Below are 15,284 nucleotides of genomic sequence, written 5' to 3'. Positions count from 1 at the left end.
TTTCAAGGCCGCGGCTCGCTCCGGAGCAACTTTCCAAACTTACCCGATCCCCGGAAGCTTTGCAAACCAGCGTTTCCGCGATTCCCAGCTCCCACAAACCAGCCCCACCCAAAACCGGCACGCTCAAAAGCGAACCATTTTCAGGCCGTTCATCAAGGGGGGTTGGCCGCTATCTTTCCGCATCAGCGGCGGCGACTCAGAAAACAATACACGCCCCACAACCCCACCGCAAATCGCCGCCCCGGGAGCTTGAAACCCGCGGAATGACGGGGCGGGACGGCCCGCAGGCCCACCCTGGCGGCCACACGCCGTCGTTATTAACTTCTGTGTGCTGCAGCACAGCAGGCGGGCCTGCTGCGCCTACTCCCCCAGCCCGGGATGCACGGGTACGAAATCGATCCTGTTGCCCGAGGCTTTCCGGGCAGCCGGCGTCCGGTCATAGCCCTTTGCGTCGAGGTTGTTCCCCGCACGGAATTCCGCGAGCGCGGCGTCGTAGGCCTCGTTGAGGGTGCGGCCGGAGAACTCACCGGCGCTGCCATCGGTGAACTCGATCCTGATGCGGACGCCGGCGGGATAGTGCCGGCTCATGCGGATGAAGCCGTCCGCGTCCTGCTTGAGAGTGATCAAGGAGTCCTGCTTTCGTTCGGGTCTTCCAGTGTCGCGTACATCGCATTACCCCGGAACCGGTTGCCGACCCGCCACCGCGGGAGCATAATCGTTAGCAGAACTAATTAGCAGTGCTAAGCATTATCGCCAGGAGGCGCACCCGCACCCATGACCGCCACCACAACGAAGAATCCGCCAGCAGAACCCGTCACGCCGGACACCCTGGCCATCGACCTCCGCACCGCCGTGATGCGCACATCCCGCCGGCTCCGCGTTGAGGCAACAGGTGAAGTCATCACCCCCGGCCAATACACCGTGCTGGCCGTCCTGAACAGCGACGGCCCCAGGACCTTGCGCGCATTGGCCGAGAGCGAGCACGTGCAGGCCCCGTCCATGACCCGCATCGTCAACGCCCTCGCCGACCAGGGCTTTGTCACCCGGTCCGCGCATCCGGACGACGGCCGCCAGGTCCAGGTGGACATCACTGCCGCCGGCAAGGACGTCCTGGCCGAAGCCCGCAGCCAGCGGACCGCCTGGCTGGCCCAGCGCGTGGCACGCCTCAGCGAGGAAGACCGGGCCATCCTCAGCCGCGCCGCGCACATCATGCAGGAGATGAGCGGCCGATGAGCGCCATGTTCCGCGCCCTCGAAAACCGCAACTACCGGATCTGGGCCGGCGGCGCACTGGTGTCCAACATCGGCACCTGGATGCAGCGGATCGCCCAGGACTGGCTGGTCCTGACCGTCCTCACCAACCACGACGGTGCCGCCGTCGGTATCACCACCGGCCTGCAGTTCCTGCCCATGCTGCTGCTTGGCCCCTACGGCGGCGTGCTGGCCGACCGTTACCGCAAACGCATCATCCTGCTCTGGACCCAGCTGGCCATGGGCCTGACCGGGCTGGCGATCGGGCTCCTGGTGGTCACCGGCACCGCCGAGCTGTGGCACGCGTACCTGGCCGCCCTCTGCCTGGGCATCGCCAGCGCCATCGATGCCCCGGCGCGGCAGGCCTTCGTCTCCGAACTGGTGGGACAGGACAACATCTCCAACGCCGTCGCGCTGAACTCCGCGTCCTTCAACACCGCCCGGCTCACCGGCCCTGCCATCGCCGGCGTCCTCATCGCCTGGGTGGGCACCGGCCCGGTCTTCCTGCTCAACGCGGCCAGCTACGCCGCCGTCATCATCTCGCTGTTCCTCATCCGGACCTCCGAACTGGCTCCCGCCGCCCAGGCCGGGCGCGGCAAACACCAGGTGGCCGAGGGCATCAACTACGTGCGGGGCCGCCCCGACCTGATGCTGATCATGGTCCTGGTGGGCATCCTGGGTGCGTTCGGCATGAACTTCCCCATCACCAACGCGCTGATGGCCACCACGGAATTCGGCGTCGGGGCTGGCGAGTTCGGCCTCCTCGGCTCCATCATGGCCGTCGGCACCCTGGCCGGCGCCCTCCTCGCGGCGCGGCGGGCCGGCCCGCGGCTGCGCTTCCTCCTGGGCGGCGCGCTGGGCCTCGGTGCCTTCACGGTGCTGGGCAGCGTCTCGCCGTCGTTCTGGCTCTACGCCGCCGTGCTGATTCCGGTGGGCCTGGCGTCCATCACGTTCCTCAACAGCTGCAACACCAGCATCCAGCTCTCGGTGGAACCACAGTTCCGCGGCCGCGTGCTGGCCCTGTACCTTGCCATCCTGCAGGGCGGAACCGCCGTGGGCGCGCCCCTGATGGGCTGGATCGGCAGTGAATTCGGGGCGCGCTGGGCCGTAGCGTTCGGCGGCGTCGTGGTCCTGCTCACCGGGCTGGCCGCCGTCATCGTGGTCAGCCGGAGGAGCCGGCTGACCTTCCGCGGCGCCCTCCGCGTCGCGTTCAAGGGGAAGCGCGAGCCCGCCGTCTAAGGCCCGCCATCCAAGGAACGTACGACGACGGCGGCCGGACGTCCGCCCTCACGGCACCTTAGGCGAGGTGCCCTAGGTGGCGTGTGCCGCCGTCGAACGTTAACTACTTCCTGATCTCCGCCGTCCGCAGCCGGACGATTTCCTCCACGACGTCGTCCGGCAAGGGATGGGCGGCCGTGAAGCGGATGGTTCCATTGGACAGGGAGAAACCCTCGAGCCGGTGTGCAACCGCCTCCACGACGGCGGGCGAGAACGGGAAGATCGAGAGGTGCTTGGCGGCGGCAACCACTCCCACCAGGGGCTTCCCGTCCAGCTTCAGGGCAGGCATGCCGTAACTCATCCCCTCCGTAGTGTCCGGAGCCACCGCCCGGGCGATGCCCACCACGTGCTGCAGGCAGCCTCGGTCCGGCTCGGGCAGGTCTGCCAGCGCATCGTCAACGACGCCCACGGCCAGGCTCAGCTCTTTTTGGCGGCCACTGCGGAGGACAGGGATTTGAGCCCGCGTTCGAAGTCCGAGCCCACCAGCTTGTCCATGTTCATGAAGAGGGCGAACAGCTTGGCCGGGCCCTTGTTCTCGCCGGTCATCCGCCATGTGACTTCCGTGCCGCCGGGCGCCGGAGTGAAGGTGAACGACGTGGGGTTCAGCGCTTTGAAGGGTTTGGTGAACTGCAGCCGGACCTTGATCTCGCGTGACGGCACGGACTCCACGATCTCCATGGTTCCGCTTCCGGCCTTGCGGTTGCCGCTCCATTCGTAGCCCGCCCCAACCCCGGAGTCGGCGCCGAAGTAGCGCCGGCTCATGCCCGGGTCCACGTTCTCCCAGGGGGACCAGGCCGTCCACTCGTGGAAGCTGTTGACCAGCGGAAAAATCTCTTCGGCAGAGGCAGGAATGACCGCGCTGCGGCGGACTTCATAAGTGGACATGGCCCCAGCTTAGGAGCCGGGGCCACCCCTGAACAGGCAACGCGAGTCACTTTTCGCCCAATAATCACTCAAGTTTGGGCAAGGAGTGACTCCGCGTTGCTGTCAGCTGGAGGACGTTCCCCCCAGCACCACGTTCACCGGCTCCTTGCCCTCAAGCAGCAGCCCGATCTGTTTCCGGATAAGCCGGACCATCCGCGGGAACATCGCCGAGCTGGCACCGCCCACGTGCGGGGTGATCAGGACGCCGGGTGTGGTCCACAGCGGGTGGCCGGCGGGCAGCGGTTCCGGGTCCGTGACGTCCAGGGCTGCGCGGAGCCGGCCGGTGGAGGTTTCGGCCAGCAGCGCCTCGGTGTCAGCCACCGGCCCGCGGGCCACGTTTACCAGCAGGGCGCCGTCCGGCATTGCGGCCAGGAACTTCGCGTCCACCAGCTGCTGGGTCTCTTCGCTCAAGGGAACGCTGACCACCACAATCTCGTGGAGCGGCAGCTGCTCGTACAGCGCATCGATCCCGTGAATCGTCCCGTTGGAGTCTTCGCGCTCCCGGCTGGCCATCCGCGTCACCTCGGCTTCGAAGGGCAGCAGCCGCGCCTCGATGGCCTTGCCCACTCCCCCGTAACCCACGAGCAGCACGCGCCGGTCGGCCAGGCTGGGCCGCTGGGTGTTATCCCAGGTGCCGCTGGCCTGGTTCCGGACGAAGTCCGGGATTCCCCGCTGGCTGGCGATCATCATGCCCAACGCAAGCTCCGCCGTCGATGTCTCGTGGACCCCCGCCGCGTTGGCGAAAACGCAACCGTCCGGCAGGACGTCCGCGACGCCGTCGTACCCGATCGACTGGCTCTGGACCAGCCCGACGTCCACGCCCTCAAGCGCGGCCAGCGCCGCCGTCTTCCCCATATAGCCCGGAACCAGCAGGTCGAGCCGGCCCTCGGGTGCCGGGCCGGAGAGGTCCCAGAGGACAAAGTCGACGCCGTCCATGGGCTCCAGCGCGTCCAGCAGCTTCTGGTCGGGCAGGCACACCCGCAGCCGGCCGGTCACGCCGCCACCACAATCATGTCCAGTGCGGGTCCAAAAACGTCCATGTCGCCTTCCCTTGGCTGCGAAGCCGGGCCTTTTCGCCACCGGCAATTACTTCCGCTACCAAACGTACTTTGTGCCCTGCGGGGGACGGTTGCCTTGCCCACTCTGCGGACGCGGGGAGGGCTTGTCATGTGTGTGACAGGCCCTCCGATCCTGTAAATTTAAGGGAGGAATTGTCCGGCCAGCGAGCGGCGTTCCAACCCTCCCCCTTGAATGGATTCCTTCCCCATGTCTTCCGCGATTTCCGCGCCGGCGCCTGCCCGTTTCCCGTACGCCGCGATGGTTGTTTTGGCCACCATCGCCTTCACCGCCATCACCACCGAACTCCTCCCGTCCGGGCTGCTGCCGCAGATCAGCGCCGGCCTGAACGTGTCCGAGCCGGTTGCCGGTTACCTGGCGGCCGCATATGCCGCCGTCATTGTGGTGACCGTGGTTCCGGCCGCGCGGCTGCTGGCGCGCATTCCCCGGCATGCACTGCTGGTCAGCCTTGTCCTGACGTTCGCGGCAAGCAACGCCTGGGTGGGGCTTGCACCGGACTTCACGACGGCGATCGTCGCCCGGCTGGTGGGCGGGCTGGCGCACGGGCTGCTGTGGACCACCATGGCCCCGTTCGTCACCAGGGTGGTCCCGCCGAACAAGGTGGGCAAGGCCCTGGCGATCGTGTTCAGCGGCAACAGCCTGGGCCTGGCCATCGGCGCGCCGGTGGGTACGGCACTGGGCGGGTTGCTCGGCTGGCGTGCGGCGTTCCTGGTGCTTGCCGGTTTCGGGCTGCTCCTGACGGTCCTGGCGTTTTTCCTCCTGCCGCGGGTGCAGCGCATTTCCGACGCCGTCCGCCCGTCGCTTCGCCGCGCCATCGCCGAACCGGGCGTGAAGTCGGTGGCCATCGCGTGGCCGCTGCTGGTCCTGGCCCACTTCGCACTGTTCACCTACATTGCGCCGTTCATCCGCGAAGCGGCGCTGCCCGACTACGCCATCAGCCTCTCCCTCACGGTGCTGGGCGCCTCCGGCCTGCTGGGCATCTGGGTGGCGGGCCTCACGGTGGATTCGCATCCGCGCCGTTCGTTGCTGATCACGACGGCGGCCATCGCCCTGTCGATGTTCCTGTTGCCGCTGGCAGTGGGCAACCTTCCGGTGGCGCTGGCGCTGATGACGGTCTGGGGTGCGGGCCTGGGCGCGATCGGCATCTACAACCAGTCGGCCATCCTGCGTGCGGGCGGGGAATACCGGGAGGCAGCCAACGGCCTCACCGTGCTCACCATCCAGCTGGGCATCACCATCGGTGCACTGTACGGCTCGGCTGCGCTTGTGACGGGCGGGGCGCTGCTGGTCCCCGTTGCGGCTGCCTTGCCGGTTGTCGCCGCGCTGGTGATCACCCTGGCGGGCAAGAAGTACGCGTACCCGCCGGGTCCGCGGGAGCGGGTCTGGCTGGAGCCGCGGCCCGTGAAGGAGCCGGTGAACTAACCCAGGCACAGCTCCAGGCGGAACGTCTTCACCGAAGAAGTGACAGATTAGTCAAAAGATTCTCGTCAACCCGTAACCTTTATGACCCGAATTTCGATTCAGAAAGTGCGGGGGGAAAACCGCAAGTTGATCGCAATCCATAAAATTCGTCAACGGAGGATCAGATGTCTTTCTTTACATATTCCGGCAACAAGCTCGCTGCAACCGTGCTCGCCGCAGGCGCTCTGGTGGTGGGCGGTACGGGTGTCGCGGCTATCGCAGAATCGCACTCCGACAGTCCCGGGGTGATGGCCGAATCACCGTCGCCGAGCCCCACAGTGACGGAAACGGAGTCTCCGGAGCCCAGCCCCACGGCAACCGAAACCGACTCTCCGGAGCCCAGCCCCACAGCCACCGAAACAGAGTCCCCGGAGCCTACTCCGACAGAAACTGAAACGGCTTCGCCGAGCCCGTCCCCCACAGAGACTGAGGAGCCGGATGAGTCTCCCGCCTCTGTTCCAGTGGGACCCGACGCCACTGGCCCGGCAGCGGTGGGCCTCTGCAACGCCTACTCCAACGGCGGCCTGAACTCCACCTCCACCGCGTACGCAGCATTGGCGGAGGCTGCCGGCGGTGAGAGCGGCATCGTCTCGTACTGCGCCACTGTTTCCGCTCCGGAGGACGAGGCGGACGGCACCGGAGAAACCCCTGAGGGCGATGCCGTCGAAGAGCCGGTGGAACAGCAGCAGGTGAAGGAACAGCCGGCAAAGGACCAGCGCCAAGGGCCGGCAGCAGGCTCCAACGGCGCTGGACAGCAGTCCAACAACGCAGCCAAGAACTCCGCCGCCCACCCCGGCGGCGGACAGCGGTAGCCTGTCAGCAGGAACGGCATCCGGCGCCGGGACAAATTGCTTGTCCCGGCCCGGAGCCATCCCCACGGTGCCCGCAAGGGCATCTGCCGCAGGGGGGCGGATGCACAAGGTCAAACATGAGGCAGCGACGCCCGGTCAGGCCGACCAGGGCATCTTTTGTGATGCCTACCGCGAGTTCTCGCCTGCAATCCTCAACTACCTGCGGGCACGCGACGTGGAAGATCCGGAAGGCATGACGCAGGAGGTCTTCCTGGCCCTTTACCCCCAGCTTCCGGGCGTACGGGGCGGGCTGAAAGGAATCAAGTCCCTGGTTTTTTCCATCGCCCACGCCCGCTACGTGGACGAGCACCGGCGCCGGCTCAAGGCCCCGCCCACCACCGGCTACGACGCCGACGCCGATCCGCGGTGCTGCGATTCGGCTGAGGACCAGTTGCTGGAGGCGGAAGGTTCGGCGCAGGTGATGGCACTGCTCGGGACCCTGCAGCACGACCAGCAGGAGGTCATCGCGCTGAGGATCGTCGCGGACCTGTCCGTCGAAGCAACCGCGGAAATCATGGGCAAGACTCCCGGAGCCATCAAGCAGCTGCAGCGCCGGGCCCTTTGCCGGCTCCGGAAACTCCGTCCCTCGTTGAGAGAAGAGCAGTCATGACCAGTAACGAGCCTGTAGCCAGCAAAGACAGGAAGCAGCAGGAGCGCCGGCTCGACGACGAGCGCTGTGTGGATGAACTGCTTGCGGAGTCTGACGTGGCGGCCGACGCCGGGCTGCGGCAGATGTTGCTCCGGCTGAGGGAGTTCCGGGTTACCGAAGTCCCGCCCCCGTCGCCCGAGGTCGCCGCGCTGATGGGCTGGCCGGTGGCGTCGGACGGGAGTCCCGCCAGCGTGAACCCAAGTGCCGTGGTCAGCCTCGAGGACTGGTCCCGCAGGTCCAGGAAAAAGCGGGTTGCCTTCACCACGCTTGCCGTGGCAGCTTCGCTGGGGATCGCCGGCGGCGCCGCGGCCGGGAATGACACCCTGCGGCGCGGGGCTGAAGGGACCATCAGCACCATTGTCCGCTCGTTCTCCCCTCCTGCCCCGGCATCGCCGGCACCAGCGGTCCCATCCGGGGCACCCGGCCCGACACCCGCCGTCGTCCCTTCTCCTGCTGTAACGGCGGCATCCGTGGTGACCGTTCCCGCTGTCCCGGCGGCGGCACCTGCTCCTGATTCGGCCCCGGCTCCTGCCAAGGAACCGCCTGCGGGCAACGGGCAAGACCCGGCTGGGGCACCACGTGTCCCGGAGTGGGCATCGCCTGCCGATGGCGGGCCGGGGGCTCCTGCCGCGGTTCCACACAGCGGGAAGGAATCGGCCGGGCCGCCTGCCTCCCGCCCGGCCGCGATGCCGCCGTGGGCAGGGCAGCCACCGGCCGGCCCAACGGAAGCGGGCAAGGCTGGAAAGGCAGTGGTTAACGGGCAGGGCGCGCCCAACCCGGCTGACCAAGCAGCGGGTGCTGGCAAGAGGACGGCAGCCCGCTGATCCGCGCGATGGCCCGATTCGCTTCCCGTTTAGACGGATCCCCGCACACTCGATGTCCGGCAACATCAACGGCGCAGGGAACCGTCGAATCGGGCGGACACGCCACCGCCGCCGCAAATTTCAGCACTGCGCAGCGTCTTGGTAGACGTTAAAGGATGCTAGACCTACTTCATCCCGCCATGCCCTTCATCGCCGTGACCCTGGCGGTGGCCGCAGGACTGGTTCTGTCCTGGCTGCTGCGCAAGCTGGTCCTCCGGCTGAACCGCAACCGCCCCGAACTGCAGGCCACATCACGGGTGGCGCGCCAGCCCCTGCGGCTGGCGCTGTGCCTGATCGGCGTCCGCGCAGCGCTGGGGCTGACGGCCTCCGCCGAAACCTGGCATGCCGCCGTCGACCATCTGCTGCTGATAGCCCTCATCGGTTCGCTCGCCTGGCTGGCCATTGCCGTGCTGCTGATCGTGGAAGCTGTGGTGCTGAACCGGCACAGCGTGGACGTAGCGGATAACCGGCGAGCCCGGCGGCTGCGCACGCAGATGATCCTGACGCGGCGGATCGGGGCGGCCCTGGTGGTGGTGCTCGCCGCCGGCTCGGTCATGCTGACGTTCCCGGCCATCCAGGCGCTGGGTGCCGGCTTGCTCGCGTCCGCCGGCGTCATCTCGATCGTCGCAGGCCTGGCCGCCCAGACGTCGCTGGTGAACGTGTTCGCCGGGATGCAGCTCGCCTTTACGGACGCCATCCGCGTGGACGACGTGGTGGTAGTGCAGAAGGAATGGGGCCGGATCGAGGAAATCACCCTCACCTACGTGGTGGTCCACATCTGGGACGACCGCCGCCTGATCCTGCCCTCGACGTACTTCACCACCACCCCGTTCGAGAACTGGACCCGCCGGCAGTCCGAGGTGATGGGCACCGTGGAGTTTGACCTCGACTGGCGTGCCCCCGTGGAGGACATGCGTGCCGAGCTGCGCCGCGTCCTGGCCGGCACGGAACTGTGGGACGAGCGCGTGGGCGTCCTGCAGATCACCGACGCCACCGGCGGCTTCGTCCGGGTCCGGATTCTGGTCAGCGCCGCGGACAGCGCCGCACTCTTCGACCTGCGCTGCCTCATCCGCGAGGCCATGGTCACCTTCCTGCAGCAGGGCCACCCGCAGGCCCTGCCCCACCAGCGCTGGGAACACGCAGCGTCCGACGCCGGCGCCTCCGTCCAGCGCAAGGCACCCCTGCGCGGGCTGGGTTCGCCCGCCGCCAGCGGTGCCCGGCCGCCCGCCGACCCCCACGAATCCCAGCTCTTCACCGGCTCCATCGAGGCCGTGGAGCGTTCCCGCGCCTTCACAGGCCCCGGCGACGAGGTGTTTGAAGACCGGGACAAGAACCTGGCATCCAGAAACTGAAACCCTTGATATGTGACTATATGGTCACCTATCATGGGAAGCATGGATGACGTGTTCAAGGCACTCTCCGACCCCACCCGCCGGGACCTGCTCGATGAGCTGTTCCGCGAGGACGGCCAGACCCTGAGTGCGCTCGAAGCACGTTTCGACATGACCCGGTTCGGGATCGCCAAGCACCTCCGCCTTCTGGAGGATGCAGGCCTGGTGGTGACCCGCCGTCGGGGGCGGGAAAAACTGCACTTCCTGAACCCGGTACCCATCCGGCTGGTCCACGACCGCTGGGTCAGCAAATACGCAGAACCATGGGCCGCTGGCCTCAGCGACCTCAAATCCAGATTGGAAAGTCCCATGGAAAAGATCTTCGAAATCTACATCAAGACCACTCCGGAACGGCTCTGGGAAGCCATCACGGACAGCAACATCCGCAGCAAGTACCAGTTCGGGAACACCATCGAAACGGACTGGACCCCGGGCAGCAGCTTCACCATGAACAACGTCAAGGCCGGCGCACCCCTGGGCGAAGGCGAAAACCTGGAAGTGGACCCGCCGCGCCGGCTCGTCCAGACCATGCGCGCTCTGTGGGGTGAGGACGTCAAGGCCGAAGGCACATCGAAAATCACCTGGGACATCGAACCCGTGGGCGACTCCTGCCGCCTCACCGTCACCCACAGCGACCTCCGCGAAGGCGCCAACGAGCAGCTCTACGGTGGCTGGCCCATGATCCTCTCCGGCCTCAAGACCTGGCTCGAAACCGGCGAGAAGCTGACCACGCCCGGCTCGCTGATGTACACCTGACTCCGGAGCCCCCGATTCGCAATCCCCATCGATTGCTCCGTAATTGCCGTTTGGGGGTGTCAAAACGGCGTTTGCGGAGCAATCGATGAGGTGTTTTCGAGGCCAGGCCTAACAGCTGGGACGGGGGCGGGCGGCTATCCGGCTGACGGCCGGTTCCGGCCGTCCCAACCCCGGTGCCGCAGGTTGCGGGTGGCCACCAGCGAGCCGCCGATGAACAGCACACCCAGCACCACCGTGGCGACGCCCACGTAGAACCAGCCGCCCTGGCCAAAGATCATCAGCGCCACGCCCAGCAGGCACAGGCCTTTCGCGGTGATATCGAGGTACAGCTGCACCTTCGGGTTGCCCATACCTCCACGATAAACCCGCCGGCTGCCCCCTGTCCGGGGCTGCCGGACGATGAAGCTACTGTTCGTGCTGCCGCCACAGCAGGCTCACGCCAAGCGTCACAACGCACAGGACCAGCATGGCCAGGACCATCCGCGCCCAGCTTCCCTGGTCCACGCCGCCGCTGGCAAAGACGCCGATCATCACGGTGGCCGTGATGGCACCGACGTACCGGCAGGTCTGGTAAATGCCCGCCGCCACGCCGCGCTCCTGCGGCCTCGTGGAGACGAACATGCCCTGGTTGGAGGCGATGCCCACCGTTCCGTACGGGATCCCCATCAGCGCGGTCAGCACCACCACCAGCGGGATGGCCAGCGACCCGGTCAACAGCCACATCAGGGCGGCCACCGCGGTCAGCAGGACGACGCCGGCGAGCAGCACGCGCCGCACGCCGAACCGTCCCATCGCGCGGACGGCCCACGGCGTGGCCACCACGGACATGGCGGCGAGCGGTAGCATCAGCAGGCCCACCACGCCGGGGTTATAGCCGCCGGCTTCCTGCAGCAGCTGGGGCAGGCCGAAGAACACAAAGTAGTAGACGCTGCTGAAGACCGCGAAGCCCAGGTACACCAGCATCAGCGGCCTGTTCCGCCCCAGCAGCCGCAGGTCCAGGAACGGCCGGTTGAACCGCAGCTCCCGCCAGGCGAACAGCACGGCAATTCCGGTGCCAGCGGCCAGCATCCACCAGCGGTAGTCCGGTGCGACGTTGAGCGCGGCCATCATCACCAGCAGGAGTGCGGCGACGAACGCCAGGATCCCGGGAATGTCAGAGTCCCGCAGCAGGTCCGCAACGCTCCCCTGTTCGCGGGCTTCGTCCGGCGGGGCCGCCTGCCGCACGATGAGCAGCGCGGCCAGCGCGAGCGGGACGTTGATGAGGAAGAGCGCCTCCCAGCCCACCAGGCTTACGAGCAGTCCGCCGACGACGGGCCCGACGGCGGCTGCCGACGTGTTGGCCATCTGGAGCCGTCCCAGCGGACGGGCCGCCTCCACCCCGGCGCGGTGGGCAATGGCACCCACCATCACCACGGCACTGGGATACGCGGTGGCCGTTCCCAGCGCCATCACCGCCCGCGCCACGCAGAGCAGGGCAAAGTTCGGGGCCAGCTGGGCGAGCGCGCAGGTGAGGGCCACCAGCGCCATACCGAGCATGAACATCCGCCGGGGCCCGAACCGGTCGGCGAGCCTGCCCATCACCGGCTGGCCCGCGGCGGAGGCGAGGTAGAAGGAGGTGACCACCCAGGTGACCGCGGCAACGTCGAGCCCAAAGTCGGCGCGGAGGACCACCAGCGCCACGGCGATCATCGAGGAGTTCAAGGGGTTCAGTGCCGTGCCCAGGCTGAGTCCGGCGACGGCCAGGCCAGTCCGGGGTTTGTTGCTCACGGAAACAGTCTGGTGCACGACGCTGCCCACCGGCGACTTTGATGACCCGGCGCGGCTACTTTCCGGCCGGCGTCAGCGGGAACAGGGCGTCCTCCACTACCCGGGTGAGATCGCGGATGGCGTCTGCCTGTTCGGGCTCTTCGGTGCCTTCGGGGTTCTCGGTGTAGATCACCAGCGCGAAGGTGGAGCCGCGGTACGTCAGGAGCGCGGCGTCGTGGAGTTCCCCGCCGATCTCCCCGTACTTGTGGTGCACATCGATCCCGGCCCGGGAGCCTGCGGGGATGAGGTCGTCATTGTTGGTGTCCTGCATGTAGCTGAGGAGCTCGGCGGTGTTGTCCTCGTTGAGCAGGTCCCCGGCGTACAGCTGCTTGAGGACCAGTGCCATGTCGGCCGGGGTCAGGAGATTCTGTTCCGGGTCGTAGGTGACACCGATGGACGCGGCGTAGTCGATGAGGCGCGGGTAGCCCACGGCGTCCATCAGCAGCAGCCATGAGTCGTTGTTGCTCTGGTTCACCATGGCTTCCATCTGGAAGGCGGCGTCGTAGTCGCCCAGGGGTTCGTCGAGGCTTGCTTCCCCCGTTTCCACCAGGTGGTAGTAGGCCGCAGCGGTGATGATCTTCGCGGTGCTGGCAGCCGCGAAAACGTCGCTGTCACCGAACGCCAGGGCGGCATCACCGGAGACGTCGGCCAGTGCCAGCCCGATCCGGTAGTCCCCGGCCTCCTCGAGGATGGACTCGACGTTGTCCCGGAGGGAGTCCGGTGCCTGGGCCACGGGCGACGCCGCGACCGTGGGAACCGGGACGGAAGTACTCGCAGAGGGTTGCGAGCGAACCACGGCAAGGACCACGGTGGCAACGATGACCAGCGCAACGGCACACAACAGCAGCACAAGCTTCCTGCGTCCGCGGCGGGCGGTACGTATTTCCGGCACAGCCTGGGGCTCCACTGGGTGCACGGGCATGAGTGCTCCTGTCACAACTCAAAAATCGGTCAGCTTACCGCGCGCCCCAGTGCACACAGATGCTGATTAAATCATCCGAGATTGGGAGGCTCCTGAGAGGCCGCCGGATGCCGCGTCCTCTTAAGGGCGACACGGAAACCACATGTCGCCGCGCAGATTACCGTGCGCGCCCGAGATACAGGGTGCGCAGCGGAATTCGCGGGTCGAAAACCGGGATGCGCGCCGAAAACCGTCAGCGGGTGCGCGCCGAGAGTGCCGCGTCCAGGAACTCCAGGTGGGCCGGGGCGACCCGGACGGTGCTGCCGGCGTACTCCGGGTGCTTGGTGAGGAACTTCTTGATGAACGGGCAGACGGGAACGATGCCCTCGCCTGCCGCCACGGTGTCATCCAGGGCGACCGTGGCCAGCTGGCCCGCCAGGCCCTGGCCGCCGTATTCCTCGTTGACCACCGTGTGGTAGAAAATCCGCTGTGGTGAGCCGCCGCCGTCGTACTCCTTGTACGCCGCCTTGCCGATCACGTTTCCGGCATCGAGGATCTCGAAGCGCTGGCGCTCCGCGTTGTGGCGGACGGTAATTTCACTCAATGGCTTCTCCTTTGTAGCGGCCCTTGCACAGGATAACCCGGAACAGCCCTGGACTATTTCTGCTGACGTGGGCTCCCAGGCCTTGTAGGGTCGTGGGCACTGGATATCGAATCCCGGTGGGCAAGATGTCTTTTATGCCGCCGGGCCCGTGACGAAGGAGAGAACATGGCAGTCAACGACGACGAAGCACAGGTCCTGGACCAGTGGAGCAACCGGCTGGCCCAGGCACTGCAGATCCTGGACATGGACGTGGACCACGAACTGCTCCTGGACCTGGCCCGGAAGTCCGCGGACTCCGTAATCCACGCCGCGGCGCCGGTCACCACGTTCCTGGTGGGCTACGCAGCCGGGCTGGATGCCGGGACGGGCAGCGCGGGTACCAGGGAAGCCTCATCCGCTGCCGTGGAGAAGGCTGCCCGGGTGGCCTTCCAGCTGTGCGACGACGGCCCCAACGGCGGTCCTGCCAGCCGGGGCTGGGCGGACACGGCGCAGTAACAGGAATCCCCGCCTTATGGACAAATCCCCGCTGGACGCCACGGGGAAAAGTCCATCAGGCGGGGAGTTATGGCTCCTGCACCAAGGGACGACAGAGCTTCCGGCTCAGCCCGCCGCCGTCGGCTCCTCTTCCAGGACAAGCACGCGCTCGAGCCGGACGATGACGGCCTTCGACGCCGGCGTCTGGCTTCCCTCCGCCACGCTTTCCAGTGGGACCAGGACGTTGGCCTCAGGATAATACGCCGCGGCGCATCCCCTGGCGGACGGGTAGGAGACCACCCGGTAGTTCCGCAGCACCCGGTCAACACCGTCCGAATACACCCCGTGGATGTCCACGTGCTGCCCGTCCTCAAAGCCCAGCTCGGTGAGGTCCGCGGGGTTCACGAACACCACTTCACGGCCCTTCTTGATGCCGCGGTACCTGTCGTTGTGGCCGTAGATGGTGGTGTTGAACTGGTCGTGCGAGCGCATGGTCTGCAGGATCAGGGTTCCCGCGGGCCGTTCCACATGCTCCAGCTCATTGACCGTGAGGATGGCCTTGCCGGTGGGTGTGTTGAACGTGCGGGAGTCGCGGGGCCCGTTGGGCAGGACGAACCCGCCCTCCTGCCGGATCTTCCGGTTGTAGTCCTCGCACCCGTTCACCACGTGGGAGATGTGGTCCCGGATCAGGTCGTAGTCCTTTTCGAATCCGGCCCAGTCCGCCGACGTCCGGTCCCCCAGCGTGGCCGCGGCAAGCCGGCAGACGATGGCCACCTCGGACAGCAGCCCCGGCGCCACGGGTTCCACGGTGCCGTGCGAGGCGTGCACGGCACAGACCGTGTCCTCCACCGAGACGAACTGCGGTCCGGATTCCTGCCGGTCGATTTCCGTCCGGCCCAGCGTGGGCAGGATCAGTGCCTCCGCCCCGGTCACGCCATGTGAGTGGTTGAGCTTCGTGGAGATCTGGACCGACAACTCGGTCTTTTCCATCGCTGCTTC

Annotated in this window: 18 protein-coding genes; 9 read left to right on the top strand and 9 right to left on the bottom strand. The window is 67.1% G+C overall.

Annotated elements, in window-relative coordinates; genetic code table 11:
- Window positions 1–360 precede the first annotated feature (360 nt).
- Window positions 361–627, bottom strand: coding sequence for a hypothetical protein (locus tag P2Q66_RS10980; RefSeq protein WP_275727998.1), 267 nt, complete (start codon window positions 625–627; stop codon window positions 361–363).
- 147 nt (window positions 628–774) lie between these two features.
- On the opposite strand from P2Q66_RS10980, the gene P2Q66_RS10975 reads away from it, so the two are divergent.
- Window positions 775–1,233, top strand: a complete 459-nt coding sequence (locus P2Q66_RS10975; RefSeq protein ID WP_115524291.1) for a MarR family transcriptional regulator — start codon at window positions 775–777, stop codon at window positions 1,231–1,233.
- On the top strand, window positions 1,230–2,489 hold the full coding sequence (locus P2Q66_RS10970; protein ID WP_115524290.1) for an MFS transporter: 1,260 nt from the start codon (window positions 1,230–1,232) through the stop codon (window positions 2,487–2,489). The genes P2Q66_RS10975 and P2Q66_RS10970 overlap by 4 nt, the downstream gene beginning before the upstream one ends.
- A 103-nt stretch (window positions 2,490–2,592) precedes the next feature.
- Here P2Q66_RS10970 and P2Q66_RS10965 read toward each other — a convergent pair whose 3' ends face one another.
- From P2Q66_RS10965 to P2Q66_RS10955, 3 genes are all read right to left on the bottom strand, one after another.
- Window positions 2,593–2,937: a DUF1801 domain-containing protein gene (locus P2Q66_RS10965; RefSeq protein WP_275727994.1), complete on the bottom strand. Its 345-nt coding sequence runs from the start codon at window positions 2,935–2,937 to the stop codon at window positions 2,593–2,595.
- An 8-nt stretch (window positions 2,938–2,945) separates the two neighbouring features.
- On the bottom strand, window positions 2,946–3,413 hold the full coding sequence (locus P2Q66_RS10960; protein WP_275727990.1) for an SRPBCC family protein: 468 nt from the start codon (window positions 3,411–3,413) through the stop codon (window positions 2,946–2,948).
- Between the two features lie 102 nt (window positions 3,414–3,515).
- A complete protein-coding gene (locus P2Q66_RS10955) occupies window positions 3,516–4,448 on the bottom strand; it encodes a 2-hydroxyacid dehydrogenase (protein WP_275727987.1) in 933 nt (310 codons plus the stop codon).
- 270 nt (window positions 4,449–4,718) lie between these two features.
- On the opposite strand from P2Q66_RS10955, the gene P2Q66_RS10950 reads away from it, so the two are divergent.
- The 6 genes from P2Q66_RS10950 (at window position 4,719) to P2Q66_RS10925 (ending at window position 10,500) form a co-directional block, all read left to right on the top strand.
- A complete protein-coding gene (locus P2Q66_RS10950; RefSeq protein WP_275727986.1) occupies window positions 4,719–5,951 on the top strand; it encodes an MFS transporter in 1,233 nt (410 codons plus the stop codon).
- A 164-nt stretch (window positions 5,952–6,115) separates the two neighbouring features.
- Window positions 6,116–6,802 (top strand): hypothetical protein, encoded by a 687-nt coding sequence (locus P2Q66_RS10945; RefSeq protein ID WP_275727984.1) that lies wholly within the window; start codon window positions 6,116–6,118, stop codon window positions 6,800–6,802.
- 100 nt (window positions 6,803–6,902) lie between these two features.
- Window positions 6,903–7,451 carry a sigma-70 family RNA polymerase sigma factor gene (locus P2Q66_RS10940; RefSeq protein WP_275727982.1) on the top strand — a complete coding sequence of 183 codons (549 nt, stop codon included), beginning with the start codon at window positions 6,903–6,905 and terminating at the stop codon, window positions 7,449–7,451.
- Window positions 7,448–8,314, top strand: coding sequence for a hypothetical protein (locus P2Q66_RS10935; protein ID WP_275727978.1), 867 nt, complete (start codon window positions 7,448–7,450; stop codon window positions 8,312–8,314). The genes P2Q66_RS10940 and P2Q66_RS10935 overlap by 4 nt, the downstream gene beginning before the upstream one ends.
- A 155-nt stretch (window positions 8,315–8,469) precedes the next feature.
- The gene (locus P2Q66_RS10930; RefSeq protein ID WP_275727976.1) at window positions 8,470–9,705 is read left to right on the top strand and encodes a mechanosensitive ion channel domain-containing protein; all 1,236 of its coding nucleotides are present in this window, start codon (window positions 8,470–8,472) and stop codon (window positions 9,703–9,705) included.
- A gap of 42 nt (window positions 9,706–9,747) precedes the next feature.
- On the top strand, window positions 9,748–10,500 hold the full coding sequence (locus P2Q66_RS10925) for a metalloregulator ArsR/SmtB family transcription factor (protein ID WP_079599075.1): 753 nt from the start codon (window positions 9,748–9,750) through the stop codon (window positions 10,498–10,500).
- Window positions 10,501–10,634: 134 nt separating this feature from the next.
- Here P2Q66_RS10925 and P2Q66_RS10920 read toward each other — a convergent pair whose 3' ends face one another.
- The 4 genes from P2Q66_RS10920 to P2Q66_RS10905 form a co-directional block, all read right to left on the bottom strand.
- Window positions 10,635–10,850, bottom strand: coding sequence for a hypothetical protein (locus P2Q66_RS10920; RefSeq protein ID WP_079599076.1), 216 nt, complete (start codon window positions 10,848–10,850; stop codon window positions 10,635–10,637).
- Window positions 10,851–10,905: 55 nt separating this feature from the next.
- Window positions 10,906–12,267 (bottom strand): MFS transporter, encoded by a 1,362-nt coding sequence (locus P2Q66_RS10915; RefSeq protein WP_275727973.1) that lies wholly within the window; start codon window positions 12,265–12,267, stop codon window positions 10,906–10,908.
- A gap of 55 nt (window positions 12,268–12,322) precedes the next feature.
- Window positions 12,323–13,228, bottom strand: coding sequence for a serine hydrolase (locus P2Q66_RS10910; RefSeq protein ID WP_275727972.1), 906 nt, complete (start codon window positions 13,226–13,228; stop codon window positions 12,323–12,325).
- Between the two features lie 232 nt (window positions 13,229–13,460).
- Window positions 13,461–13,811 (bottom strand): GNAT family N-acetyltransferase, encoded by a 351-nt coding sequence (locus P2Q66_RS10905; protein ID WP_275727970.1) that lies wholly within the window; start codon window positions 13,809–13,811, stop codon window positions 13,461–13,463.
- Between the two features lie 165 nt (window positions 13,812–13,976).
- On the opposite strand from P2Q66_RS10905, the gene P2Q66_RS10900 reads away from it, so the two are divergent.
- The gene (locus P2Q66_RS10900) at window positions 13,977–14,306 is read left to right on the top strand and encodes a DUF6457 domain-containing protein (protein WP_079599079.1); all 330 of its coding nucleotides are present in this window, start codon (window positions 13,977–13,979) and stop codon (window positions 14,304–14,306) included.
- A 105-nt stretch (window positions 14,307–14,411) separates the two neighbouring features.
- Here P2Q66_RS10900 and P2Q66_RS10895 read toward each other — a convergent pair.
- A partial coding sequence (locus P2Q66_RS10895) for a molybdopterin dinucleotide binding domain-containing protein (protein ID WP_275727967.1) occupies window positions 14,412–15,284 on the bottom strand: 873 nt, incomplete at its 5' end.

Source organism: Arthrobacter sp. Cr_A7 (assembly GCF_029222765.1).
In the GTDB taxonomy this organism is placed as follows: domain Bacteria; phylum Actinomycetota; class Actinomycetes; order Actinomycetales; family Micrococcaceae; genus Arthrobacter.
Note: the sequence above shows the minus strand (reverse complement) of the source record. Positions and strands in the feature narration are given on the sequence as shown.

Coding starts and splice junctions, on each gene's coding strand:
- P2Q66_RS10960 (WP_275727990.1), bottom strand. CDS start 3,413: ATGTCCACTTATGAAGTCCGCCGCAGCGCGGTCATTCCTGCCTCTGCC.
- P2Q66_RS10935 (WP_275727978.1), top strand. CDS start 7,448: ATGACCAGTAACGAGCCTGTAGCCAGCAAAGACAGGAAGCAGCAGGAG.
- P2Q66_RS10920 (WP_079599076.1), bottom strand. CDS start 10,850: ATGGGCAACCCGAAGGTGCAGCTGTACCTCGATATCACCGCGAAAGGC.
- P2Q66_RS10975 (WP_115524291.1), top strand. CDS start 775: ATGACCGCCACCACAACGAAGAATCCGCCAGCAGAACCCGTCACGCCG.
- P2Q66_RS10900 (WP_079599079.1), top strand. CDS start 13,977: ATGGCAGTCAACGACGACGAAGCACAGGTCCTGGACCAGTGGAGCAAC.
- P2Q66_RS10925 (WP_079599075.1), top strand. CDS start 9,748: ATGGATGACGTGTTCAAGGCACTCTCCGACCCCACCCGCCGGGACCTG.
- P2Q66_RS10930 (WP_275727976.1), top strand. CDS start 8,470: ATGCTAGACCTACTTCATCCCGCCATGCCCTTCATCGCCGTGACCCTG.
- P2Q66_RS10945 (WP_275727984.1), top strand. CDS start 6,116: ATGTCTTTCTTTACATATTCCGGCAACAAGCTCGCTGCAACCGTGCTC.
- P2Q66_RS10970 (WP_115524290.1), top strand. CDS start 1,230: ATGAGCGCCATGTTCCGCGCCCTCGAAAACCGCAACTACCGGATCTGG.
- P2Q66_RS10950 (WP_275727986.1), top strand. CDS start 4,719: ATGTCTTCCGCGATTTCCGCGCCGGCGCCTGCCCGTTTCCCGTACGCC.
- P2Q66_RS10940 (WP_275727982.1), top strand. CDS start 6,903: ATGCACAAGGTCAAACATGAGGCAGCGACGCCCGGTCAGGCCGACCAG.
- P2Q66_RS10910 (WP_275727972.1), bottom strand. CDS start 13,228: ATGCCCGTGCACCCAGTGGAGCCCCAGGCTGTGCCGGAAATACGTACC.